The sequence below is a fragment of the Salipiger sp. PrR003 genome (assembly GCF_010500785.1).
Taxonomy (GTDB): domain Bacteria; phylum Pseudomonadota; class Alphaproteobacteria; order Rhodobacterales; family Rhodobacteraceae; genus Salipiger; species Salipiger pacificus_A.
The window spans coordinates 50,577-72,099 of sequence record NZ_JAAGOV010000046.1; the positions used below are offsets into that span (position 1 = coordinate 50,577).

23 protein-coding genes are annotated in these 21,523 nt (G+C 67.0%); 13 read left to right on the forward strand and 10 right to left on the reverse strand.

Going from position 1 to position 21,523, the window contains the following annotated elements:
* Positions 1 to 27 precede the first annotated feature (27 nt).
* From G0D83_RS17135 to G0D83_RS17150, 4 genes are all read left to right on the forward strand, one after another.
* Positions 28 to 1,332, forward strand: a complete 1,305-nt coding sequence (locus G0D83_RS17135; RefSeq protein WP_108970973.1) for an AAA family ATPase — start codon at positions 28 to 30, stop codon at positions 1,330 to 1,332.
* Complete coding sequence (locus G0D83_RS17140; protein ID WP_164195977.1) at positions 1,329 to 2,444, forward strand: ParB N-terminal domain-containing protein; 1,116 nt, start codon at positions 1,329 to 1,331, stop codon at positions 2,442 to 2,444. Before G0D83_RS17135 ends, G0D83_RS17140 begins: the two co-directional genes overlap by 4 nt.
* Positions 2,445 to 3,054: 610 nt before the next feature.
* Complete coding sequence (locus G0D83_RS17145) at positions 3,055 to 4,572, forward strand: peptide MFS transporter (RefSeq protein WP_164195979.1); 1,518 nt, start codon at positions 3,055 to 3,057, stop codon at positions 4,570 to 4,572.
* Positions 4,573 to 5,001: 429 nt separating this feature from the next.
* Positions 5,002 to 6,663 (forward strand): alpha/beta hydrolase fold domain-containing protein, encoded by a 1,662-nt coding sequence (locus tag G0D83_RS17150; RefSeq protein WP_164195981.1) that lies wholly within the window; start codon positions 5,002 to 5,004, stop codon positions 6,661 to 6,663.
* Between the two features lie 36 nt (positions 6,664 to 6,699).
* On the opposite strand, the gene G0D83_RS17155 is transcribed toward G0D83_RS17150, so the two are convergent.
* The 4 genes from G0D83_RS17155 to lysM form a co-directional block, all read right to left on the reverse strand.
* Complete coding sequence (locus G0D83_RS17155; protein ID WP_164195983.1) at positions 6,700 to 7,986, reverse strand: surface lipoprotein assembly modifier; 1,287 nt, start codon at positions 7,984 to 7,986, stop codon at positions 6,700 to 6,702.
* Positions 7,987 to 7,988: 2 nt separating this feature from the next.
* Positions 7,989 to 8,882: a transferrin-binding protein-like solute binding protein gene (locus G0D83_RS17160; protein WP_164195985.1), complete on the reverse strand. Its 894-nt coding sequence runs from the start codon at positions 8,880 to 8,882 to the stop codon at positions 7,989 to 7,991.
* A gap of 194 nt (positions 8,883 to 9,076) precedes the next feature.
* Positions 9,077 to 9,559, reverse strand: a complete 483-nt coding sequence (locus G0D83_RS17165; protein ID WP_164195988.1) for a CYTH domain-containing protein — start codon at positions 9,557 to 9,559, stop codon at positions 9,077 to 9,079.
* A gap of 191 nt (positions 9,560 to 9,750) precedes the next feature.
* The gene (gene lysM, locus G0D83_RS17170; protein ID WP_164195990.1) at positions 9,751 to 10,170 is read right to left on the reverse strand and encodes a peptidoglycan-binding protein LysM; all 420 of its coding nucleotides are present in this window, start codon (positions 10,168 to 10,170) and stop codon (positions 9,751 to 9,753) included.
* Positions 10,171 to 10,431: 261 nt separating this feature from the next.
* On the opposite strand from lysM, the gene G0D83_RS17175 reads away from it, so the two are divergent.
* Both G0D83_RS17175 and G0D83_RS17180 read left to right on the forward strand, forming a co-directional pair.
* Positions 10,432 to 10,602, forward strand: coding sequence for a hypothetical protein (locus tag G0D83_RS17175; protein WP_159099745.1), 171 nt, complete (start codon positions 10,432 to 10,434; stop codon positions 10,600 to 10,602).
* A 127-nt stretch (positions 10,603 to 10,729) separates the two neighbouring features.
* Positions 10,730 to 11,218: a MaoC family dehydratase gene (locus G0D83_RS17180; protein ID WP_164195992.1), complete on the forward strand. Its 489-nt coding sequence runs from the start codon at positions 10,730 to 10,732 to the stop codon at positions 11,216 to 11,218.
* 54 nt (positions 11,219 to 11,272) lie between these two features.
* Here the strand turns inward: G0D83_RS17180 and G0D83_RS17185 are convergent, their stop codons facing one another.
* From G0D83_RS17185 to G0D83_RS17210, 6 genes are all read right to left on the reverse strand, one after another.
* Complete coding sequence (locus G0D83_RS17185; RefSeq protein WP_164195994.1) at positions 11,273 to 11,971, reverse strand: GntR family transcriptional regulator; 699 nt, start codon at positions 11,969 to 11,971, stop codon at positions 11,273 to 11,275.
* A 292-nt stretch (positions 11,972 to 12,263) separates the two neighbouring features.
* Entirely contained in the window at positions 12,264 to 13,013 is a 750-nt protein-coding gene (locus G0D83_RS17190) for an SDR family oxidoreductase (RefSeq protein WP_164195996.1), read from the reverse strand.
* Positions 13,013 to 13,939, reverse strand: coding sequence for a dihydrodipicolinate synthase family protein (locus G0D83_RS17195; protein ID WP_164195998.1), 927 nt, complete (start codon positions 13,937 to 13,939; stop codon positions 13,013 to 13,015). Before G0D83_RS17195 ends, G0D83_RS17190 begins: the two co-directional genes overlap by 1 nt.
* A complete protein-coding gene (locus G0D83_RS17200; RefSeq protein WP_164196000.1) occupies positions 13,936 to 14,445 on the reverse strand; it encodes a hypothetical protein in 510 nt (169 codons plus the stop codon). The genes G0D83_RS17195 and G0D83_RS17200 overlap by 4 nt, the downstream gene beginning before the upstream one ends.
* Position 14,446: 1 nt before the next feature.
* Positions 14,447 to 14,611, reverse strand: coding sequence for a hypothetical protein (locus tag G0D83_RS17205; protein ID WP_164196001.1), 165 nt, complete (start codon positions 14,609 to 14,611; stop codon positions 14,447 to 14,449).
* Between the two features lie 543 nt (positions 14,612 to 15,154).
* The gene (locus tag G0D83_RS17210; RefSeq protein WP_164196003.1) at positions 15,155 to 16,042 is read right to left on the reverse strand and encodes a MurR/RpiR family transcriptional regulator; all 888 of its coding nucleotides are present in this window, start codon (positions 16,040 to 16,042) and stop codon (positions 15,155 to 15,157) included.
* Between the two features lie 137 nt (positions 16,043 to 16,179).
* Here G0D83_RS17210 and G0D83_RS17215 point away from each other — a divergent pair, with 137 nt between their 5' ends.
* The 7 genes from G0D83_RS17215 to G0D83_RS17245 all read left to right on the forward strand — a co-directional run bounded on the left by G0D83_RS17215 (position 16,180) and on the right by G0D83_RS17245 (position 21,419).
* Complete coding sequence (locus G0D83_RS17215; protein WP_164196005.1) at positions 16,180 to 16,407, forward strand: glycine cleavage T C-terminal barrel domain-containing protein; 228 nt, start codon at positions 16,180 to 16,182, stop codon at positions 16,405 to 16,407.
* 3 nt (positions 16,408 to 16,410) lie between these two features.
* Positions 16,411 to 17,169 (forward strand): 3-keto-5-aminohexanoate cleavage protein, encoded by a 759-nt coding sequence (locus G0D83_RS17220; protein WP_164196007.1) that lies wholly within the window; start codon positions 16,411 to 16,413, stop codon positions 17,167 to 17,169.
* Positions 17,166 to 18,494, forward strand: coding sequence for an aspartate aminotransferase family protein (locus tag G0D83_RS17225; protein ID WP_164196010.1), 1,329 nt, complete (start codon positions 17,166 to 17,168; stop codon positions 18,492 to 18,494). The genes G0D83_RS17220 and G0D83_RS17225 overlap by 4 nt, the downstream gene beginning before the upstream one ends.
* Positions 18,495 to 18,921: 427 nt before the next feature.
* Positions 18,922 to 19,425: a hypothetical protein gene (locus G0D83_RS17230; protein ID WP_164196012.1), complete on the forward strand. Its 504-nt coding sequence runs from the start codon at positions 18,922 to 18,924 to the stop codon at positions 19,423 to 19,425.
* Between the two features lie 39 nt (positions 19,426 to 19,464).
* Complete coding sequence (locus G0D83_RS17235; RefSeq protein WP_164196013.1) at positions 19,465 to 20,379, forward strand: ATP-binding protein; 915 nt, start codon at positions 19,465 to 19,467, stop codon at positions 20,377 to 20,379.
* A gap of 17 nt (positions 20,380 to 20,396) precedes the next feature.
* On the forward strand, positions 20,397 to 21,005 hold the full coding sequence (locus G0D83_RS17240; RefSeq protein WP_203595615.1) for a response regulator: 609 nt from the start codon (positions 20,397 to 20,399) through the stop codon (positions 21,003 to 21,005).
* A 54-nt stretch (positions 21,006 to 21,059) separates the two neighbouring features.
* Entirely contained in the window at positions 21,060 to 21,419 is a 360-nt protein-coding gene (locus tag G0D83_RS17245) for a response regulator transcription factor (protein ID WP_164196015.1), read from the forward strand.
* Positions 21,420 to 21,523: the final 104 nt, after the last annotated feature.

The following is a 21,523-nucleotide window of genomic DNA, read 5'->3' on the forward strand; positions in this document are numbered from 1 at the left end:
GGTGTCCCCGCGGGGACAGGAGGCAGGATGTTTACACATGAAGACCTTGCGCGGCTGCAGGCGCAATCGCTGAAGATGCAGGGATGGATCCGGCAGCAGACCTTCTCGCCCGAGATGGAAAAGACCCTGCGCCGCTTCTCGAGCTGGGAGGTCGCCGAGCTGATCCTGCAGGTCAACCAGTCCACTCTGCGGGGACGCATGGCCGCCGACCCGCACCTGCCGCAGGGCCTGGTGGAAGAGGACGGCCGCCAGCGCTGGTACTCGCTCGAAGAGATCAACGAGATCCGCCGCAAGCTGAAGGTCAACCGCAAGAGCCTGATGCCCTACCGCCCGGCGAAGAAGCGGGCCTTCCGCGTCGCCATTTCCAACTTCAAGGGTGGTGCCGGCAAATCCACGGTGGCGCTTCATTTCGCCCATGCCGCCGCGCTTGACGGCTACCGGGTGCTCTGCGTCGACTTCGACCCGCAGGCGACGCTCAGCCACTCCATGGGCCTTTCGGACGTCACCGAGGAATACACCGTCTGGGGCATCATGGCCCGCGACCTGATCCGCGAGACCGAGCGGATGAACGCCGCAACCCGCGGGGCCGAGAGCGGCTCCGCCCTGCCCCAGCGCAAGCTGCCCGAGGCGATCACCTCCATGGGCCTGCGCGACCTGCGCGCTGCCGACTTCATCAAGCCGACCTCCTGGCCGACGATCGATGTCATCCCCAGCTGCGCCAACGCCGCCTTCGTCGAGTTCGCCAGCGCGCAGTACCGGCACCTCAACCCCGAGTGGTCCTTCTTCGCCGCGGTCAGCCGCTATCTCGACAGCCTGCCGCCCGACGCCTACGACCTGGTGATCTTCGACTGCCCGCCCGCCATCGGCTACCAGAGCATGAACGCGGTCTTCGCCGCCGACATGCTCTATATCCCCTCGGGGCCGGGCTACTGGGAGTACGACTCCACCACCTCCTTCATCGGCCAGCTCTCCGAGGCGCTCGGCGATCTGTCGGGCTTCGAGGGGGTTGTCCCCGCGGGGACGCTCACTTTGCCCAAGGCGTTTCTCGACGTGCGCTTCTTGCTCACGCGCTACGAGACCGGCAACGAGCTGCACCGCGCGATGCGTCAAGCCTTCCAGAAGGTCTGGGATGAAAGAATGACCGAGCACCCGATCGAGATGACCCGCGCGGTCGAACAGTCCGGGCGCTTCCTGAGCTCGATCTACGAGATCGACTACCGCGAGATGACGCGGGAAACCTGGCGCCGGGCGCGCGCCTCCTTCGATCGCGCCTACGAGGAATTCCGCACCCATGTCCAGGCGGCCTGGGACAAGCTGGAGGATGAGGCATGAGCAAGCGACGCGGTTTCGACATCGACTTCCCCGCGGGGACGGAGGCGCCGGCGGAGGAAGAGTTTCCGCGCGGCCCCGAGGGCTATTACACCGGCGGCGGCCGGGCCAAGCCGGGCGCGTCCCGGCGGGGGCCGATGGCGGCGGCGATCTCGGAAAACGCCGAGGCGCTGCGTGACCGCGCCGAGGCCGAGCGCGCCATCCGCGAAGAGAACGACCGGCTTGCGCATGATTACGTCCGGCTGAAGCGCGCCGGGCTGATCACCGATCTCGTACCGATCGACGCGGTGCTGACCACCAAGCTGACCCGCGACCGCGCCGCCGGGCCCGACCCAGAGATCGAGGAGCTGAAGGCCTCGATCCGCGAGGTCGGCCTGTCGAACCCGATCCGGGTCGAGCCGGTGGACGACCACTACGAGCTGGTCCAGGGCTTCCGGCGTCTGTCGGCCTACCGCGAGCTCTATGCCGAGACCGGCGACGAGGCCTATGCCCGCATCCCCGCGGGGCTAGTTGCCTCGGGCGAGGCGCTGGTCGGCCTCTATCGCAAGATGGTCGACGAGAACCTTGTGCGCCGCGGCATCTCCTTTGCCGAGATGGCGCAGCTGGCGCTCAGCTTCGCCCGCGATCCCAACACCGAGACCACCGACATCGAAGAGTCGATCACCCTGCTCTACGCCTCTGCCGGACGGCAGAAGCGCAGCTACATCCGCCATTTCGCCACGCTGCTCGAGGAGCTGGGCGACGATCTGCACCACGCCGAGGCGATCCCGCGCAAGCTGGGTCTCGACCTGGTCAAGCGCATGGGCGACGAGGAGGGCTTCACCGACGGGCTGCGCGAGATGCTGTCGGGGCAGGGCGAGGTCTCGTCCGATTACGAGGTCGCACGGCTCGCCGACGCCCTGAAGAGCGCGCCCAAGGCCGGCCCGAAACCGAAGGGCAGCTCGGCCAATGCCGCGGCCAAGACCACCTTGCGCTGTACTGTCCCCGCGGGAACAGTCCGCTGCGCGGCGCGCGACGGCAAGGTCGAGCTGGCCATGGAGCGCGATTTCTCCAGCATCGACCGCCACCGGCTCGAGGCCGCAGTTGCTGCCTTCATGGCAGCGCTCGACGACTGACGCGGCACATCGCCAGCAGGGCCGCGCCCCTGTCCCCGCCGGGACAGGGGCTTTTTCGTGCCCGCTGTCCAGCATGCGGGCGCCGCACCGACGCTGTCCCCGCGGGGACACGCCGGGATATCGCCACGGCCAGCCGCGCATCTGTCCCCGCGGGGACAGCCTTGCCGAGGGCGGGTGGGCGCCGCGTTTGTGTCCCTGTCCCCGCGGGGACAGGGACTTTTGAATGGCGGAAGACCTGCCTGCGGATGTTGCATCAAAGCTGTCCCCGCGGGGACAGGCGCTTTTGCATGCGTGCGGACCTGCCTGCGGGTGTCGCATCGAACGTGTCCCCGCGGGGACACCCCGGGGTAATGCCATGGCCAGCTGCGCATCTGTCCCCGCGGGGACAGCCTTGCTGAGGGCGTATGGCTGCCGCGCTCGCGACCCTGTCCCCGCGGGGACAGCGGGTCTCTGCAAAGGACCTATATTAGTATTATGTTAAATATCTGTCTCAGTCCCGGGCACCGCGTCGGCAAGCCGCCGCTCGCAGGAGGCGAGTTGCCGCCAAATCTCACCCGCCGAAGGGAAAATCGCGCTATCAATGAAAGATTGACTGCATCGAGGGCCCTTGATGTCCAGATTGTCCAGATACCCCGCCGGATTGCCCGCGCTCTTCCTCGTCGAGATGTGGGAACGTTTCAGCTTCTACGGCATGCGGGCCATCCTCGTGCTGTATCTCGTCGATGCGGTGGAGACCGGCGGGATGGGTCTGGACACCGCAGAAGCGGTGGCGATCTACGGCATCTACACGGCAGCGGTCTACATCCTCGCCTTGCCGGGCGGCTGGGTGGCAGACCGGTTCTGGGGCGCGCGCAAGGCGGTGGCGGCGGGCGGCGTGGTGATCATTGTCGGGCACATCCTGCTCGCGATCTCGGGCGCAACCGCTTGGGTATTCCTTGCAGGGCTGTCGTGTATCGCGCTGGGGACGGGGCTGCTGAAGCCCAATATCTCGACCATGGTCGGCGAGCTCTACCCCAAGGAGGACGTCGGCGGGCGCGATGCGGGCTTTTCGTTCTTCTACATGGGCATCAACGTCGGCGCGATCCTCGGCGGCTTCGTCGCGGGCTATCTCGGCGAGGTCTGGGGCTGGCACTGGGGCTTCGGCGCCGCGGCGGTGGCCATGGCGATCGGGCTGCTCAATTTCCTCTATGCCGGTCGGCGCTCGCTGCGCGGCAAGGGCGAGCGGCCGCCGCCCAAGATGGTGGATGCGGCGACGCACCGGCGCGACCGCCGGGTGAGCCTCGGGATCACCGGCGCCGTGGTGGTGATCCTGGCGCTGCTCATTGGCACCGGGGTGATCGAGGTGACCAGCGCGGCGGGGGTGGCGCAGGCGACCGGCGTGCTGATCGTGACCGTGGCGGTGGGCTTCTTTCTCAACATCTACATCGCCGGGGACCTGTCGAAGGACGAGAGGAAGCGGATGATCGTGCTCGCCGTGCTCTTCGTCGCCGCAGCAGTCTTCTGGTCGCGCTTCGAGCAGGCCGGCTCGTCGTTGTCGATCTTCGCCGCAGAGCTGACCCGCCGCGACCTTCTGGGCTTCGAGGTGCCCGCCTCGTGGTTCCAGAACCTCAACCCGGCGTTCATCATCCTGCTGACGCCGCTGTTTGCCTGGTTCTGGACCCGGGCGCAGGACAGGGGCTGGAAGATCTCGGTCTTCGTCAAGTTCGGGCTGGCGCTGGTGCTGGTGGGGCTGGGCTTTTGGATCCTCGTGCCGGCGGCGCAGATCGCGATGACCGGGGCCAAGGTCTCGGCGCTGTTCCTCGTCGGCACCTTCTTCATCCACACCTGCGCCGAGTTGCTGCTGAGTCCGGTGGGGCTATCGACCTTCTCGCGGCTCGCACCCGAGCGGTTCGTCAGCCAGATGATGGGCTTTTGGTTCCTCGCCGCCTCGCTCGGCAACCTGCTCGCGGGGCTGCTCGCGGCGGGCATGGACACCGAGAGCCCCTCGGCGCTGCCCGGCCTGTTCAACCAGCTCTTCTTTGGCAGCGCGATCGCCGGGCTGGTGTTGATCGGGCTCTCGTGGCCGCTGACTCGCTGGGCGCTGTCCGGCAAGGCGGCGCTCGAGGATGAACGGCGCCCGGTCCAATAGGGCAGGGGGGCCGGTTCGGGAGCGCAAGGGCGCCGCATTTTGGCCTATCCCGACGCGTGGCGCCCAAGTCTCGGGCGGTGTTGGACAAATCCCGACGGTCCGGCGGTGCAACAATGTTCGCCGGAGTTCCTTTGACACGGCAGGGCCACCTCGGGTCGTGACGTGGCTCGCAAATCACTATACCGTGGGACGTGTCATTGGACATAGGGCAGGGGTCGTGCCGGTTTCGGTCGTCGGCGCCCGTCCGAAGGCCGTGATGATTTTGAACGATCTGTTTAATTAAGAATTTTTTTTGGCGCCTTGCGGCGCGGGTACGGGGCGGCGTCACACGCATCGGCATTTGCATGTCTCGAGGATTGTCTCGGGGCGCGGCGCCGGAGCGGTCGAGAGGCGGGCGCGGCTCCCGAAGTTTTCGAGCGGAGTGATTACATGGAGGAGAGCATCGTGACGAATTCCGGTCCGGCATCCGACGACACTGGGGCGGCACGTCGCCACTGGAAGCAGAATCCCGAAGCGGTGCGGGCGAACATCCTCGAGGTGGCCCGCAAGGCCTTCGTGGCGCATGGGCTGACCGGGGCGAAGATCGACGAGATCGCGGCGGGCACCGAGACCTCCAAGCGGATGATCTATTATTACTTCGGCGACAAGGAAGGGCTCTACCGCGCGGTGCTCGAGGATGCCTATGCGCAGATGCGGGCGGCCGAGGACGAGCTGGAACTGGCCAGCCTGCACCCGGTCGAGGCGCTGCGGAGGCTGGCGGAATTCACCTTCGACCATCATGCGTCGCACGAGGATTTTGTGCGGCTGGTGATGGTCGAGAACATGCACAAGGCGCGCCACATGAAGAAGGCGGCCGATCTGTCGGGCCAGAACATCTCGGCCATCCGGCTGCTCGACGAGATCTACCAGCGCGGCTGCACCGAGGGGCTGTTCCGCCGCGGGCTCACCGCGATCGAGCTGCATTGGCACATCTCGGCACTGGCGATCTTCAACGTCGCCAACCGCGCGACCTTTTCCAGCCTCTTCGGCACCGCGCTCTTCGAGCCCAAGGGGCAGCAACAACTGCGCCGCCACGTCGGCGACATGCTGCTGCGCTTCGTGATGAAGCCGGGGCTGTCCGTCGAGGAGGCCTCGACCAAGCCGATCGCCGAGGCGCGGGCCATCCATCCCGACATCTACCGCTTCCGCGAGACCTGGGACGCCACCTGGGCGACGCTGCCGACCGAAGGCGATGCGGCGACGCGGCGGCTACATTTCGAATCCGTCTCGCGCTCGTTGCGGCTGCCGAGCCCCGAGGGGGTGGAGACCGACGAGGAGCATTGGATTGACACGGACCGCGGGCCCGTGCGGGTGCGGCTGTTCCGCCCCCCGGGCACCGAGCCGCTGCCGGGGATGGTGTTCCTGCACGGCGGTGCCTGGCGGCAGGGCAGCCCAGAGACGCATTGGAACATCACCGCGCGGCTCGCCGCCTGGTCCGGGCATCTGGTGATCTCGGTGGATTACGCGCTGGCGCCCGAACAGACCTATCCCGCGGCGCTGGAGCAGATACCGGCGGTGCTCGGCTGGGCGCGCGATCATGCCGGGACGCTGGGGCTGGACCCGGAGCGGCTGTCGATCGGCGGCGACGGGGCGGGGGCCAACCTTGCCGCCGCCGCAACGCTGATCTGCCGCGATGCCGGGGTGAAGCTGTCGGCGCAGCTGCTGATCTACCCGGTCTGCGATTTCGACACGACGCGGCCCTCCTGCACGGAATATGCCGAAGGCCCGCTCTGGACGCTGGCGCAGCTTTTGTCGGCGCATGCGCAATATTGCCCCGACACCACGCGGCGCCTGAGCGATCCGCTGATCTCGCCCTTGCTGGCGCGGGATCACGCAGGGTTGCCGCAGGCCTACCTGGCGCTGGCCGAGCACGACCCGCTGCGTGACAGCGGCATCGCCTATGCCGAGGCGCTTCGGTCCGCCGGGGTCGCGGTGGAGGTCGATTCCGGCAAGGGGCTGGTGCGCGACTACCTGCACGCCATCGGCTTCGGCAGCGCCGCCGAAGACCGGCTGCGCGAGATGAGCGCCTGGATGAAGGCAGTCGCGGGGTAGTGGGGGCGCGGCCCCTCCGGACTGAGCGGGCCGCGGTCAGAAGGCGCTGGTCAACCCGGCACTGAGCCGCAGGTCGCGGTAGCTGTAGGCGTCGAAAGTGCTTTCGCGCCGCGCCGCCTCGATCTGCACGTAGGGGGTGAGCCGACCGAAGAGGAAGGTGTCGGTCTTGTCGACCCGCAGCTCGAGCCCGTATTCGGTCTCGTGGCGGGCCTCGCCGAGTATCGGGTTCGCGCCGATCTGGTCGTAAGCGGCAGCATAGGCGGAGGGCTCCAGCAGAAAACCGCCGCCCACCTCGACCCGGCCGGCGAGGCGCAGCTCGGCGTAGTCGTAGGAGAGGTCGTCGCGCTCTGCCTCCTGGTGCTGCAGCGACAGGCTGCCGCCGATCTGGGCGCGGCCGCGCAGCGGGCGGATCACCGTGAGCTTGGCGCTGGCGCGCTGCACGTCGATACCCGGATAGCGCTCGAGATCGACGTCGAGCCATTCGGCCTCGAGCGTGGTGGTGAGACCCGAGGCGGTGCGCCAGCTGACGCCGGCCCCGATGCCGAGACGGTCCTCGAGCTTGTCGCCGCCGAAGTAGTCGGTCCCGGCGATGGCCTCGGCCCAGGCGGTGGTCTGCGGCCATGTGAGCTGCAGGCCGGCGCTGAGATCGGCGCCGAGCTCGTCCCAGTCACTTCCGGAGGTCTGGTAGAGATCGCCCTCGGCCTGCAGGTAGCCGGTCAGCCGGGCGCCGCCCTGGCGGGCGTGCAGCGGCCATTGCTTGCGGAGCGCGCCCGAAAGCTCGAGCCCGGTGAGCGGTGCCTCGTCGCGGTCCATCGTCAGAACCACGGGACCGGAGCCGAAATCGGTCACGATCTCGTCGCTGTCGTAACTGCGTCCGGCCCCCGCGGGGGCGCGCAGAGCAAAGGAGAAACGGCTGCGCAGCCCCTGGCGTTCATCGATGGCGCGCAGGAAGCGGAGCACGTTGGCGCGCACAGCCGGGGGCAGGTCGGGGCTGGAGAGCACGATGCGGAACTGCTCGCGCGATTGGGCATATTCGCCGGCCTCGAAGAGCGCGCGCGCCAGCTCGAGGCGCACGCGGAGCAGGCCGGGATCGACGGCAAGCAAGCCGCGCAGGAGGCGCACCGCGGCCCCGGGCTGGCCACCGGCGAGGGCGGCCAAGGCCTGCTGGAAACGGGCCTCGATCTGGGTCGGGGCAGGGGAGGCGGTCGGGGATACGGGGGCAGGGACGGCGGCCTGCTGGGCCTGCACCCCCGGTGCCCCGACCACCGGCGCCATCGCGGCAAGCGCGAGCACGGTGGTCAGGGCCCGTGGCGGGCGGAGCATGGTCAGCGGCTGCTGTCGACCGCGCCGAAGCCGCCGAAGTAGGTGCTGTCGGCGGTGCTGCCCGAGAAGGTGCCGCCCACCTCCTGCGCATTGTCGCCGTAGAACTGCCCGTCGACCGAGCCGGTCAGCACGCCGGTGTCGATGTCCGCCGCGAAGCCGGTGCCGCTGACGCTGCCGGCGGTGTAGAAGTCGAGGTCGGAGCGGTCGCCGGTGATCGCCCCGGTGGTCGGGTCGGCGGTGACCGTGTCGCTGCTGTAGATCTCGACCATATCGAAGTCGGTGTCGACGGCGATGTAGGAGGTGGTCATTTCCACCTTGTCGCCAGTCACCACCTGGCCGAGGCTGTCGCCGTAATAGCTGGCGGTGCCGGTGGTCGGCATCTGGCTTTCCGAGGTGCGCACGCCCAGCGACCCGGCTCCCGCCACGCGCGAGGTGCCGTTGAGCCCGGACTGCCAGGCGCCGAAGGTCTGGTAGCTGTAGCCGCCCTTCGTGGGGTCCGCGGCCACCAGCATGACATCGCCATCAGCACTTGTCGCAAGGATGCCGTTGAGCACGGTGCTGACGTCGAAACTGTCGCCATCGGCGGTGGAGAGGGTGACAGTGCCCTTGCTGGTGGTCAGCGTCACGGCGGTCAGAAGGCCATCCTCGTAGGTCATGTCCGCGGTGATATCGGTCTCGGTCTCGGGTGTGCCGAAGGAAAGCACCTTGCCCGAAGCATCGGTGGTGTACCCCGAGGAGACGGCCATGCCGCTGGCGCGGTAGGTGCCGTCTTCGGGGATGGTGAAATCGGTGAGCGGGGTGACTGCGCTGGAGTGGCTGCTGCGGGCGCTGGTCTTGCCGTCGCTGCAGGCTGCCAGGAGCGCCAGCGCGGCTGTACTGACTAAAAGGTACTTCATAATTCCTCACGATCAAAAAACACGACAAAATAGGGTCTGGTCTGTTCCGGTACGGCGATCGAGATGCCGGGCCGGGGTCACAAATTATCCGCGAGCCGCGGGAGAGGTTAAAAATTCTACAATAATCAAGCGCGACTCGCCTGTTCGCCCTGTCAGGGAAGCATATAAGCCGGCGTTCTGCAAAGGTTTCCACCTCAGGCGCTGTCCGCCAGAACCATCCGATGTCGCTGCAGCAGCGCCGACTGGCGGTAGCGCCGGTCGTAGGTGACCTCGGCCCCAAGCCACGCGGGGCGGGCGAAATCCGTCTCTTCGGAGGGCAGCTCGATCTCGGCAATCAGCGTGCCTTCGAGCGCGCCGTGGTACTCGTCCACGGTCCAAGGCTGCCCCTCGTGCTGGACGTGGTGGCGGGTCTTGCAGATCGGCGGGCCATCGCAATGCAGCGTCAGCAGCGCCCGGCCGTCCTCGAGCGGGATGGGATATTCGAACTCGTCGCGCGACATGCCGGTGCGCGGACCCTTGACGGCGAGGGTGGCATGGTTGTCGCCGTAGAACCGCAGGCGAACCTTGCGCCCGTCGCGGAAGGCGATGATCCCGTCGCGCAGGTCGACCCGCGAAACAACTGCAGAGCGCCAGCCTTCGGATGCGACCAAGAACTTTCGTTCGATTTCGCGTGCCATGACCACTCCGCCATTCCTGACCAAGGTACTGTCACCGCGGTCGGCCGAAAAGGCAAGCTGGCGTTGTGGCGCGCCCCGGGCACGGGGCGCGCCGGGGCGGGCTCTGCCCGGCGGATGGGCAGCCGCGTGCTGAAAATCGCGCCAGCACGGCGGCTCCCGGCACGCGACTGGCCCGGCCGCTCGAGGGGCGATCAGGCGGGGATGCGCAGCACCTGACCGGGGTAGATCTTGTCCGGGTCGCTGAGCATCGGCTTGTTGGCCTCGAAGATCTCGCTGTAGCGCGCGCCGTCGCCCAGCGTCGCCTCGGCGATCTTCCACAGGTTTTCGCCCTCCTTGACCTCGTGGAACACCGGGGCGGGGCCGTCGGCCTCATCCTCGACCTCGGCCACGCCCTCGATGTTGCCGACGGCGAGGATCATCTTCTCGCGGGTCTCCTGGTCCTTGGGCTGGCCCTTGATCTTCACCTTGGAGCTCTCCGGCTCGACCTCGATCTCGACGCCGCTTTTGTCGAGCCCGAGGGTGTCGAGTTCGGCCTCGAGCTCGGCCTTGGCCGGTGTCGCCTCCGTGCCGAGCTTCTTGCCCTTGCCCTTGAGGAAGCTGAAAAGTCCCATGCTGAATCTCCCGTAAAATGGATTGGGTTGAATGGCGGCAGTGTCGCTCAGCCGCCGCGTGCCAGCCACCGGAAAGATTTCGGGTGGCGGGAGTTGGCCTGCCGGGGAAGGGGGCCTATCCGTTTGGGGAGCGCCGCACCCATCCGCCACCCTGGGCCATCCCGCCGCGGGTCTCCGCGCGCCGCGCGTGCCGGGCTATGGTGATCTCACGCCACCGGGACCAACCGATATCCGGTGAGGCAGGTCGAGAGGAGAATGAAAATGGTCAACGGACTCCTGAAAATGGCTGGGTATCGCGTCGAATACGTCTGCGAGTGGGGCACCTACGACCGCCGCTACGGCGACATGGAATATTACGTCAACCTCCCCATCACCCCGGAGATGAAGATCGCGCCGCCCTGGGCCGAGAAGCGCATCGTCCGCAAGCACTGACCCTGCTGCGCGCCCGCCGCGCGAAGCGCGCTGCGGGCTGGACCTCGGCAGGGCCTATCCGTCATATGCGCAGGTGCCCGGAGTTGCCGGGCGCGCAGGCGGACAGACCCAGGACGTGACCGAGCAGATGACGCAGACCACACCGACTCCAGCCAGCGGCGTTGCCGCGCCCCGCAACCTTCATCTCGAGGATATCGCCGTGGGCGACCGGTTCGTCAGCGGCGAGCACGCGCTCGACGCCGATCAGATCAAGGCTTTCGCCGCGCAGTACGACCCGCAGCCCTTCCATCTCGACGAGACCGCCGCCGAAAGCAGCCTCTTCGGCGGGCTCGCCGCCAGCGGCTGGCACACGGCGGCGCTGACGATGAAGCTCTTTGTGGCCTCCGTTCCCGTGGCCGACGGGCTGGTCGGTGCCGGGGTGGAGGTGAGCTGGCCGAAGCCGACGCGGGCCGACGACATCCTGCATACGCAAAGCACGGTGACCGAAATCAAGCCGTCGCGGTCGCGCCCCGGGCGGGCGATGGTGACCTTCGAGACGCTGACCCTGAACCAGAATGGCGAGACGCGGCAGCGGCTGGTGTCGCGGGTGGTGATGTTCGCCCGCGGCCAGGGGTAATCAGGGCGCGCGACCCCGAGAGACGGATTCGCCGTCTTCCGGCGCGCCGGACGCTCAGAGTTCGAGCGGCGAGTTTTCGTCCGCGATGAGCGCGCTCAGCAGGCCGCGGCGGGTGTTCTCGGTGTGCAGGCTGATCGCCTCGCGCGCCGCCGCGCCGTCGCGGGCGCGCAGGGCGGCGACGATGCGGCTGTGGTCTTCCTCGGTCTCGGGGGTGACGTCGCGGATCGTCGCGCCCATGTGGAAGAGCCGGGTGCATTCCTCGAGATAGCCGGTGATCAGCGCGTGCAGCCGGGGCACCCGGGCGCCAAGCGCGATGGCGGCGTGGAAGCGGTTGTTGGCGGCAACGAACTCGAGCACCGGCAGGCCCTTGTCCTGCCCGTAGGTCTGATGCGACAGCGCCTCGAGCTCGTCGAGCTCCGCGTCGCTCATGCGCAGCGCGGCGAGCTCGGCCGCCACCGCCTCCAGCGCCTTGCGCACGGTGAAGATGTCGGTGATGTCCTTCACGGTGACCGGCGTCACCCGGTAGCCGCGCCGCGGAAAGGCCTCGACCAGCCCCTCGAGGGTGAGCCGGGCCAGCGCCTCGCGCACCGGCGTCTTGCTCATCGACAGCCGCGCCGCCAGGTCCTGCTCGCCGATGTCGGTGCCCGGGCGCAGCGCGCAGGTGATGATTTCTTCGCGCAGCCGGGCGTAGGCCTGATCGGTCAGCGAGGGCGCCTTGCCGCGCTCGGCCGCGGGTTTGTGCAGTTTCGTCATGCCTGCTCCCTGTGGTCCCGCACGGCCCCCGCCATGCGCTGCAGTGCCTCGTCCAGCAGCTCCGGCGTGCACCCGTAGTTGAGCCATGCCCAGCCTTCCAGATCCGCCTCGAGGTCGGCGTGTTTGCTCAGCGCCGGGCGGGTGACAATGGCCAGCTACTCGGGCTCGATGTGCCGGCCATTGTCGCGCAGCTTCGCCCGGACGGGCGCGTCGCATTGTCCGTTCGGGGCCCGGCCCTAGTCAAGCACGCCACGGTCGGAGCCGCGCCGGTCCGGCGCTGTCAGCCTCGTCATCAGAGCCCCCGGATCATCCCGCCATCGACGCGGATCATCGAGCCGGTGACATAGCCCGCCTGCTGCGAGCAGAGGAAGGTAACCATGGCACCGAACTCCTCCGGTGCGCCGTAGCGGCCGGCGGGGATGGTCTTGCGGCTGGCCTCCTGCACCGCCTCGAGCGAGGCGCCGGACTTGTCGGCCTTGATCCCGTCGAGCTGCGCCAGCCGGTCGGTCGCGATGCGGCCCGGCAGCACCATGTTCACCGTCACGCCATGCGGCGCGACCTCCTCGGCGAGGGTCTTGGACCAGCCCGCCACCGCGCCGCGCACGCCGTTCGACAGTGCGAGGTTCGGAATGGGCTGGACGATGCCCGAGGAGCCGATGGTGACCACGCGGCCCCAGCCCTTGGCGATCATGCCGGGCAGGGCGGCGTCGGTGATGGCGAAGATCGGCGCGGCCATGGCCTCGAAGGCGGCCTGCCAGGCGGCGCTGCTCTGGCCCTTGGCGGGCCCGGCGGCGGGGCCGCCGCAGTTGTTCACCAGTATGTCGACCGGCTGCTCGGCGAGCCGGGCGATCAGCGCCTCAACGCTGGCGGCATCGGCGAGATCGAGCGCCAGCCCTTCCATGCCCTCGGCCGGGGCCTCGCCGCTGCGCGAGGCGGCGATCACATGCGCGCCCTCGGCGGCCAGAAGCGTGGCGCTTGCCGCGCCAAGCCCGCGGCTCGCGCCGAGCACCAGCGCCGTCTTGCCCTTCAGTCCCAGATCCATCAGTTCAGCTCCTTCAGTCGTTTTTCTTGCCGGGCCAGCAGACGCTCGACCTCGGCGATGGCCTCGGGGGCAAGCCCCGCGCCCGGGGCGCGCAGCGCCGCCGAGCCGATCGCCCCGCGTTTTGCCAGCACGTATTTGCGCACCGCCAGCCCGGCGCCCGGCTGCTGTTCGTAGCGCACCAGCGGCAGGTAGGCGTCGAAGACGTCCTGCGCCCGGTCCATATCTCCCGCCGCGGCGCGTTGCACAACCTCTGCCAGCATCTCGGGAAATCCGAAACCGGTCATCGCGCCATCGGCACCGCGCGCCATTTCCTCGGGCAGGAAGACCCCGCCATTGCCGCAGAGGATCGAGATCCGGCGCCGGCCCTCGGCCTCGGCGCGGCGCAGCTTGCTGATCTTGGCAAGGCCCGGCCAGTCCTCGTGCTTGAGCATGACCACCTGAGGGACGTCGTCGATGATCCGGCCCAGCACCTCGTCGGAGATCTGCACGCCGGTCGCCAGCGGGAAGTCCTGCAGCACGAGAGGCACCCCGTCCCCGAGCGTGCGGGCCGCTTGCGCGAAATAGCCGTGGATCTGCGGGTCGGTCTTCAGGCTGCCGGGGGTGGTCACCATGCAGCCGGCGGCGCCCATGTCCATGACCGCCTTGCCCAGCTCGCCGATGGCGGCAAGCCCGGGGGCCGAGACGCCGACCACCACCGGCTTGCCGGCGGCGCGCTTGATCACCCGCTCGGCCACGGCGCGGCTCTCGGCCTGGGTGAGCTTCGGCGCCTCGCCCATCATGCCAAGGATGGTGAGCCCGTCGGCGCCCTTGTCGAAGTAGAAATCGGTCACCCGGTCGAGGCTGTCCCAATCGATCTCGCCCTGATCGGTGAAGGGGGTGACGGAGATGACGTAGACGCCCTTGGCGTCAGAGGTGAGCAGGGTCATTGGTCGTGTCCTTGATCGGCGAACCAGCCGGTGGCGCCACGCGCCACGTAGCGGCCGCTGCCGGGGGTGTTGAGGATTTCCGCGCCGTCCCAGACCGGGGCGCCGCGCAGGTAGGTGGCGGCGACGCGCAGGCTGAAGCTGTCGCCGTGGAAGGGGGACCATTTCAGCCCGTCGCGCCCGGCGGCGCGGGTCTCGGCCAGCCGTTCGGGGCGGTCGAGCGGCAGCGGGTTGTCGTAGGGCATGTCCACAAGCGTGGTCACCCCGCCGGCCAGCGCGCCGCGGGTGGTCTCGGCGATGCCGGCCATGCCCTTGGCGCTGGTGGCATGGGTCTGGCCGTCGACCACCCCGGGCAGGATCAGCGCGTTGCCGTGGTCGATGGTCCGTGCGGCGGCGGGAGCGTCCGGGCCCTGTCCGACCGCGGCGATGCGCCCGCCGGAGACCGCGATCCAGCCGTTTTCCAGCGTTGCCGCGGGCGTGACGATCGTGGCGCGAAGGAGGAGGTCCATGTCAGGCATGTCCGGCTCCGGTCTTTGCAAATGCGTGGTCGTCGAGGTCGAGCGCGGCGATGGCGGCGTCACTCTCGATTCCGGCGGGCGCGCCAGCCAGCTCGGTGCGCCAGCCCTGCGGCGTGCGGACCTGTGTGGTGAGCTTCAATACCGAAAGAAGGGACATGGTGACTCAGCCGGGAGGTGAGGGGGGATTTACTGACGATCCGATCCGTGGGCTCAGGTATAGATATTCCGCGTGATACATCAAGATGGAAGTGCGTGCGGAGTTTTCCCAGCAGGCACCCGACGCCGAAAAGCGCCGTATAATGCTGGTGATCTCGCTGGAGGAGCACGCCTGCTTCCCGATACGAAGATGCGGGATTCCAGGGATCAACATGCAAGAAATCGGATGCAAGCTTTGAAATAAATATTTCACCTGATATATCAAAATCTGGAAACGCCTACGGCAACCCGCGACATGGTCGCGCCACAACCGCCGCGACCCGATCCAACACAGGCGCGAATATGTCCCGTGCGTTCAGATCCTTCGCGGCGCGCTCCGGCCTTGCACCACGTCGCTAAGGACTTCGATCCGGTTCGCTCGCGCGCGCTCGATGCCGCGATACAGGGGCTGCGCCCGGCCTTCTCAGGTCTGGCGCCCATTTTTTGGTGCAAGCATAAGAAATAACGGATTCAGCACGCATACTCTGATTGGAACACTGCGAAACTAGCGTTTTTTCGTTGCGGACCAATACACTTGGCTCTTGTTGCGCAACTCTTCGTAAGAGGAGATCCGGGCCTGGGCCTCGTCTCCTCCGCGGGCCACCAGCATCGCGATCAGCGTTTCGATCAGCGCCATGGCACCCGCGTAGCAGCCGAAATGATAGGTCGACAGGACCGAAACCAAAAGTGTCTCGTCAGCGCTGAATTCCGGTGAGACGATCTCGCTGTCGGAAATCATGATGAGTTTCATGCCCTTGCTCTGAGCAAAGGCACAAGCTTCGATGGTCTCGCGCGAATACGGGGTGAAGGTGATGGCGATCATCACATCACCGGCCTCGGCAGTGTGCAATTCGTCGATGGCGCTGTTCATGTGGCGCGGGATGAGCTGTAGCGAGGGCAGGGCCATCCGGCCGACGTAGTGAAGAAAATACGCCAGCGAGTAGCTGGCGCGCACCGCCGTGAGATAGACGCTCGGCGCCTCCATGAGCATGTCGACGACGCGCGACATCTGATCAAGGTTCTGCCGCTCGAGGCTGCGCTGCACGATGGCCATCTCGTTCATCGCGGCCTCGGCCTGGACGGCTCCCAGTGCGCCCCCGTCCCGTAAACCGTCAACCCAGGCGGGGCGTTCGGCCACAACCGCGGCGGACACCAAGGCCTGGCGGAACGGTTCCCGCATCCTATCATAGCCGCCGAACCCAAGCCGCTCTGCAAGGCGTACGAGCGTGTAGGTGCTGACACCGGCCTTCTTCGCGGTCTCGCGGATCGAGTCGAGGCCGAAGTCCGAGGGATGATCGATGACATATTTTGCGCCCGTTCGGAGGCCTCGCGGCAGGACCGGGATCTGCGCTCGCAGTGCGGCGATCGTCCGGTTTTTGAGCGTCGGGTCCATGGCTGTAAATCTCAGGCTTGAGTGGTACAAACGTTATTTTCTATAGCCATTGACCGTTTTCGTTTTGTTGGCAAGTGTTGGGGGACGCAAACCAGACGCAAACGACTCTCGGGCCGTTCCTCCTGCGGAAAGAAACCATGGCCGACCCTTTTCCCTCCCACGCCGCGCCCTTGCGCAAGATTGCCGGGCACACGTCGTCCTGCGCTTTTGGCTTCCGCGTCAGCACACCGGTCGCGCTGGGACATGCGCACCATGCTGTCGCCGATGGCACCCGGGTCCATATCGATGCCGCAGAAATCCTCTTTGATGCCACCGTGGTTGAAGGCTCGCTCTTCGATCCCGAAGGCAACCGGATGAAGGCCTGAGGCATGACACGCCCCTACATCATGGTCGCACCCAACGGCGCGCGGCGGGGCAGGGCGGATCATCCTGCCCTGCCGGTCACCACCGAGCAGATTGTCGCAACGGCGGCGTCCTGCCGCGCCGCGGGTGCAGATGCGCTGCACCTGCATGTGCGCGACGACGACGGCCTGCATTCGCTCGACGCTGGCCGGTATGCCGAAACCTTGGCGGCAATCTCGGACCGTGTGCCTGACCTGCGTGTGCAGATCACGACAGAGGCGGCAGGGATCTTCGATGTGCCCGCGCAGCTTCAGTGCCTGTCCCAGGTCAGGCCCGGCTGGGCCTCCATCTCGGTGCGCGAGATCGCGCGCGAGCCGGAGCTCGCGCCGCGTGTCTATGGCCTTTGCGAAGAGCAGGGCACCGAGGTGCAGCACATCCTCTACGATACCGAGGACATTGCGCTGCTTCGGGATTGGCAGGCGCGGGGCATCGTGCGCACGGGCCAAGAAGCAGTGCTCTTCGTGTTGGGCCGCTATGCCGCCGGACAGGTGTCGTTCCCCGGAAACCTCCATCCGTTCCGGGATGCGATGCCAGAAGCCCGGGACTGGATGGTCTGCGCTTTCGGCCCGCAGGAGCACGCCTGTCTTCTCGAGGCGGCAAAGCAGGGCGGTGCCTTGCGCGTCGGCTTCGAGAACAGCCTCACCGACCACTGCAATCGCCCACATCCCGACAATGCGGCCTTGGTCGCCGCGCTCCGCTCCCTGCTCGAAAGGCAGCTTTCATGAGCCATGTATTTCCCCGCCACTGCCATTCCGACCTGCCCACCGCCGTGGGCGGCGAGGGCTGCTACCTGATCGACGCCGAGGGCAAACGCTATTTCGATGGCTCGGGCGGCGCTGCGGTCTCCTGTCTGGGCCATTCCAACCAGCGCGTGCGGGACGCGATCAAGGCCCAGGTCGAGAAACTCGCTTTCGCGCACACCGGCTTCCTGACGTCCGAACCCGCCGAAGCGCTGGCCGATCTGCTGATCGCCAATGCGCCGGGCGACCTTGATCGGGTCTATTTCGTCTCGGGTGGTTCCGAGGCGGTGGAAAGCGCGATCAAGCTCGCCCGGCAATACCATGTCGAGCGCGGCGAGCCGCAGCGTCGGCATCTGATTGCCCGCCGTCAGAGTTACCACGGCAACACCATCGGCGCGCTTTCGGCGGGCGGCAACGCCTGGCGTCGGCAGCAGTTCGCCCCGCTGCTGGTCGAGATGAGCCATATCGCGCCCTGCTACGACTATGCCGAACGTCCCGAGGGCGAGAGCCTCGAGGCCTATGGGCTGCGTGTTGCCGACGAGCTCGAGGCCGAGATCCTGCGCCTCGGGACCGACAGCGTGATGGCCTTCATCGCCGAGCCGGTGGTCGGCGCAACGCTGGGGGCGGTTCCCTCGGTGCCGGGCTACTTCCGCCGCGTGCGCGAGATCTGCGACACCTATGGTGTGCTCTTGATCCTCGACGAAGTCATGTGCGGCATGGGGCGGACCGGGCATCTCTTTGCCTGCGATGCGGAGGGCATTGCTCCCGATATCCTCTGCATCGCCAAGGGTCTCGGCGCAGGCTACCAGCCGATCGGCGCGATGCTCTGCTCGAAGCAGATCTACGAGACGATCGCCAATGGCACCGGGTTTTTCCAGCATGGGCACACCTACCTCGGCCACCCGGTCGCCGCGGCGGCCGGTCTCGCGGTGGTGCAGGAGATGCTCGAGAACGATCTTCCGGCGCAGGTGCAGGCGCGCGGCGCCTACCTGCAATCCGCCCTGGAGGCACGGTTCGGGCAGCATGCTCATATCGGCGATATTCGTGGACGCGGCCTGTTCCGCGGGCTGGAATTCGTGGCCGACCGCAGCACGAAAGAACCTTTCGATCCCAAGCTGGGCATTGCCGGAAAGCTGAAGAAGGCTGCCTTTGCCGAAGGGCTGATCTGCTACCCGATGCCCGGTACCCGCGACGGCCGGCATGGCGACCACGTGCTTCTGGCGCCGCCCTTCATCGCCACCGAGGCCGAGCTTGACGAAATGATTGATCGCCTCTCCCGCGCGGTCGACACGGTGATGGCCGGCCTCTGACCCGGAACCGCCTCCCTTCCCTCGGGAAGGGGAGGCCCCTGCGACCTCCGATGCGCGCGGCAGCCTGCCGCGGGTGGCCGCAGCCGTTCGCATATCCTGGCTCACCGTCAATTGACCGTCGCAGCGCGGCATCGTCGCCCCGATTGCCAGCTTCATTGCCGCCGAGTCATTTCAGCCGACGCGAAGCAGGAGATTGAGCGCCGGCGGGTCCTGGGACAGGTAAATTGTCAGCCTGTGGGCGAGATACGAGATATATGGCGAGTATCGCGATGCGCAGAGATTTCCCGGCGCTGCCGCAGAACACCGTTTCGTCGACGCCCTCGTCACGAAATACACCGATCAAACCCTCGACGCCATCGTGACGGTCGGACCAGAAGCGCTGCCCGTGGCAATCGAGTTCCAAACGAGGACCGGCTCGGAGGCGCCGGTGATCTATGGTGGCGTTCAGGCCGCGACCCAATCGCAGTATTCAGGTGTCGCCGGGTTCTATGGAGTGCTTTCGTCCTTCGACATGCGCGGCACTTTTGACCTGGCGCGGCACCTGCAGCCGGAAGCGAAACGGGCCGTTATCTTCACTGGATCGGCAGTGTTCGATGAGCGGTGGAAGTCTATCGCGGAAGACATGATGTCGGATGTCCGCGACATGGAGGTCCTATTCGTCTCCGGTCTTTCCCTGCAGGAGTTCCGGGACCGGGCGGCGGGGCTCGACGCATCGGATATCCTGATCATTCTTACGATCTTCGAGGATGCCGACGGGCGCCGCTTCGTGCCGGCCGATGTCGTCGCGACGATTGCCGAGGTCTCGGGCGCCCCGAGCTATGGCGTCTACAGTTCCAACATCGGCCGAGGCGTCGTCGGCGGCAGCTTTTCCTCCTTCGAGGCTACGGGCGCCGTGATGGCTCAGCAGGCTTTGAAGGTTCTCAATCATTAGTCCAAGGTGGAGCCAAGCGTGACCGTGCCGGTGACGTCCGTGCTCGATTCGCGACAGCTCAAGCGCTACGGCCTCGATGCCGAAAGGCGCCCGGCGGACAGCCAGTTGCTCTTTTACGCCCCTGGTCCCTGGGAGCGGTACCGGGTGCAGATCGCCACGGCCATTGTCATCATCCCCCTCCAGTCGAGCACGATTGCCGCGTTGGTCGTCTTGAATCGCCGCCGTCGACGGGCCCCCGAGGAACTTGGCCGGCAGCGGATGGAGATGGCGAGACTGTCGCGCATAGCGCAGCTCGGGGAACTGTCGGGCGCCATTGCCCACGAGTTGAACCAGCCGCTGACGTCGATCCTCGCGAATGCCGAGGCGGGGTCAGCGATGCTTGCGCAGGATCCGCCCGACATCGTCGAAGTCGGCGAGGTGCTGCGCGACATTGCCGAGGACGACAGGCGCGCGGCGGACATCATCACCAACCTGCGGCGGCTCATGTGCAATGGCGGCGGGGGGGCCGAGATGGCCGACCTGAACGAGATGGTACGATCGACCATGCGCCTCGTCTCGAGCGAGATGCTGGCGCGCGGGGTGGCCGTGCAGCTGCGGCTCTCCCGCGACCCGCTCACCGTGAACGCGGATGTCCGGCAATTGCAGCAGGTGCTGCTCAATCTCGTGATCAACGCAGCGGATGCGATGGCGGATGAAGACACGCGCAGGCTGACGATCGTCACCGGACTTGGCGACGGCGACCGGCGTGTGCTGTCGGTGTCCGACACCGGCCCCGGGTTGCCGGAGGGGTTGCGCGACAGTCCCTTCAAGCCCTTCGCGACCTCCAAGGCACAGGGCATGGGGCTCGGTCTTTCGATCAGCCAGAGCATCGCGGAGAGACATGGCGGCACGCTGCGCTTTGCTAGCAGCACCAGCGAGGGGGCACGTGTCGAGCTTGCCCTTCCAGCGCAATGAGTGGGGAATTGTCAGGAGTGTTCCACGTTCACATCGTGGACGACGACGACCGCGTACGTCGCGCCCTGAAACGGCTGGTGTCGAGCGCGGGGTTCGATGCCCGCATGCATTCAGATGCCGAGACCTTCCTGGGCAACTTCGATCCTGCTCTGCCAGGGTGCGCAATCCTCGACATGTACCTTCCGAAGCTGAACGGCTTTGACCTGCAGCAAAAGATCGCGGCGATCGCGCCGAACTGCCCGGTCGTGTTCCTTACGGGCCGCGGCGACATCGGCATGGGGGTCAAGGCGATGAAGGAGGGGGCTTTCGACTTTCTCACCAAGCCGGTTCACTCGCAAAAGCTCTTGGCGACGCTCGTGGCCGCCGAGGCGCGGGTGGAAGAGTCGCTGGCCATCACGCGCGATGCTGCACGATACGAGGAGCGCCTTCGGAACCTGACGCCCCGCGAGGCCGAGGTGCTTGCGGCCGTGGTGGAAGGCAATTTGAACAAGCAAATCGCACATGACCTCGGCCTTGCCGAGAAGACGGTGAAGGTTCACCGGGCACGGGTCATGAAGAAAATGGGCCTGCGCAGCATAGCCGACCTCGTGCGCGCCAGTATCACGAAGCGGATCGACGGGCCGTGATGTAGGTACAGAGGCCAACTATGCCTGCGAGGCGGGGCTGTCTAGATTTCCCGCATGGAGCCGAAACCCAGAATTGTCCTGATCGTTGAAGATGACGCGGCCGTCAGCCGCGCGCTGTCACGTGCGGTCCGATCCCTCGGGTTTTCCGTCTATGCCTTCGAGAGCGGAGAGGCGCTGCTCGCCAGCGCGTTGCCCAGATCATCCGCCGTCCTTCTGCTCGATCTGCATCTGCCCGGGATCGGCGGTGCCGAGCTCATTTCGGCGCTCGCGGCGGACGCGCCTGACCTGCGTATCGCCGTGATGACGGGCCGAGATGTCGCCGGCGCGCGGGAGGCGTGCTTGGAGGCAGGGGCGGCCTGCTACATCACCAAGCCGATCCCGCGGAGCGATCTCGCGGCGCTGCTCGACAGCTGACTCCGCGCCCGCGAGCGCGGTGTAGGTACTTGGTCCAACTATACGGACGACGCAACGGCACCCAAGCTTCCCCTGCGGTGCAGGCCAATGCCGCGGAATCGACC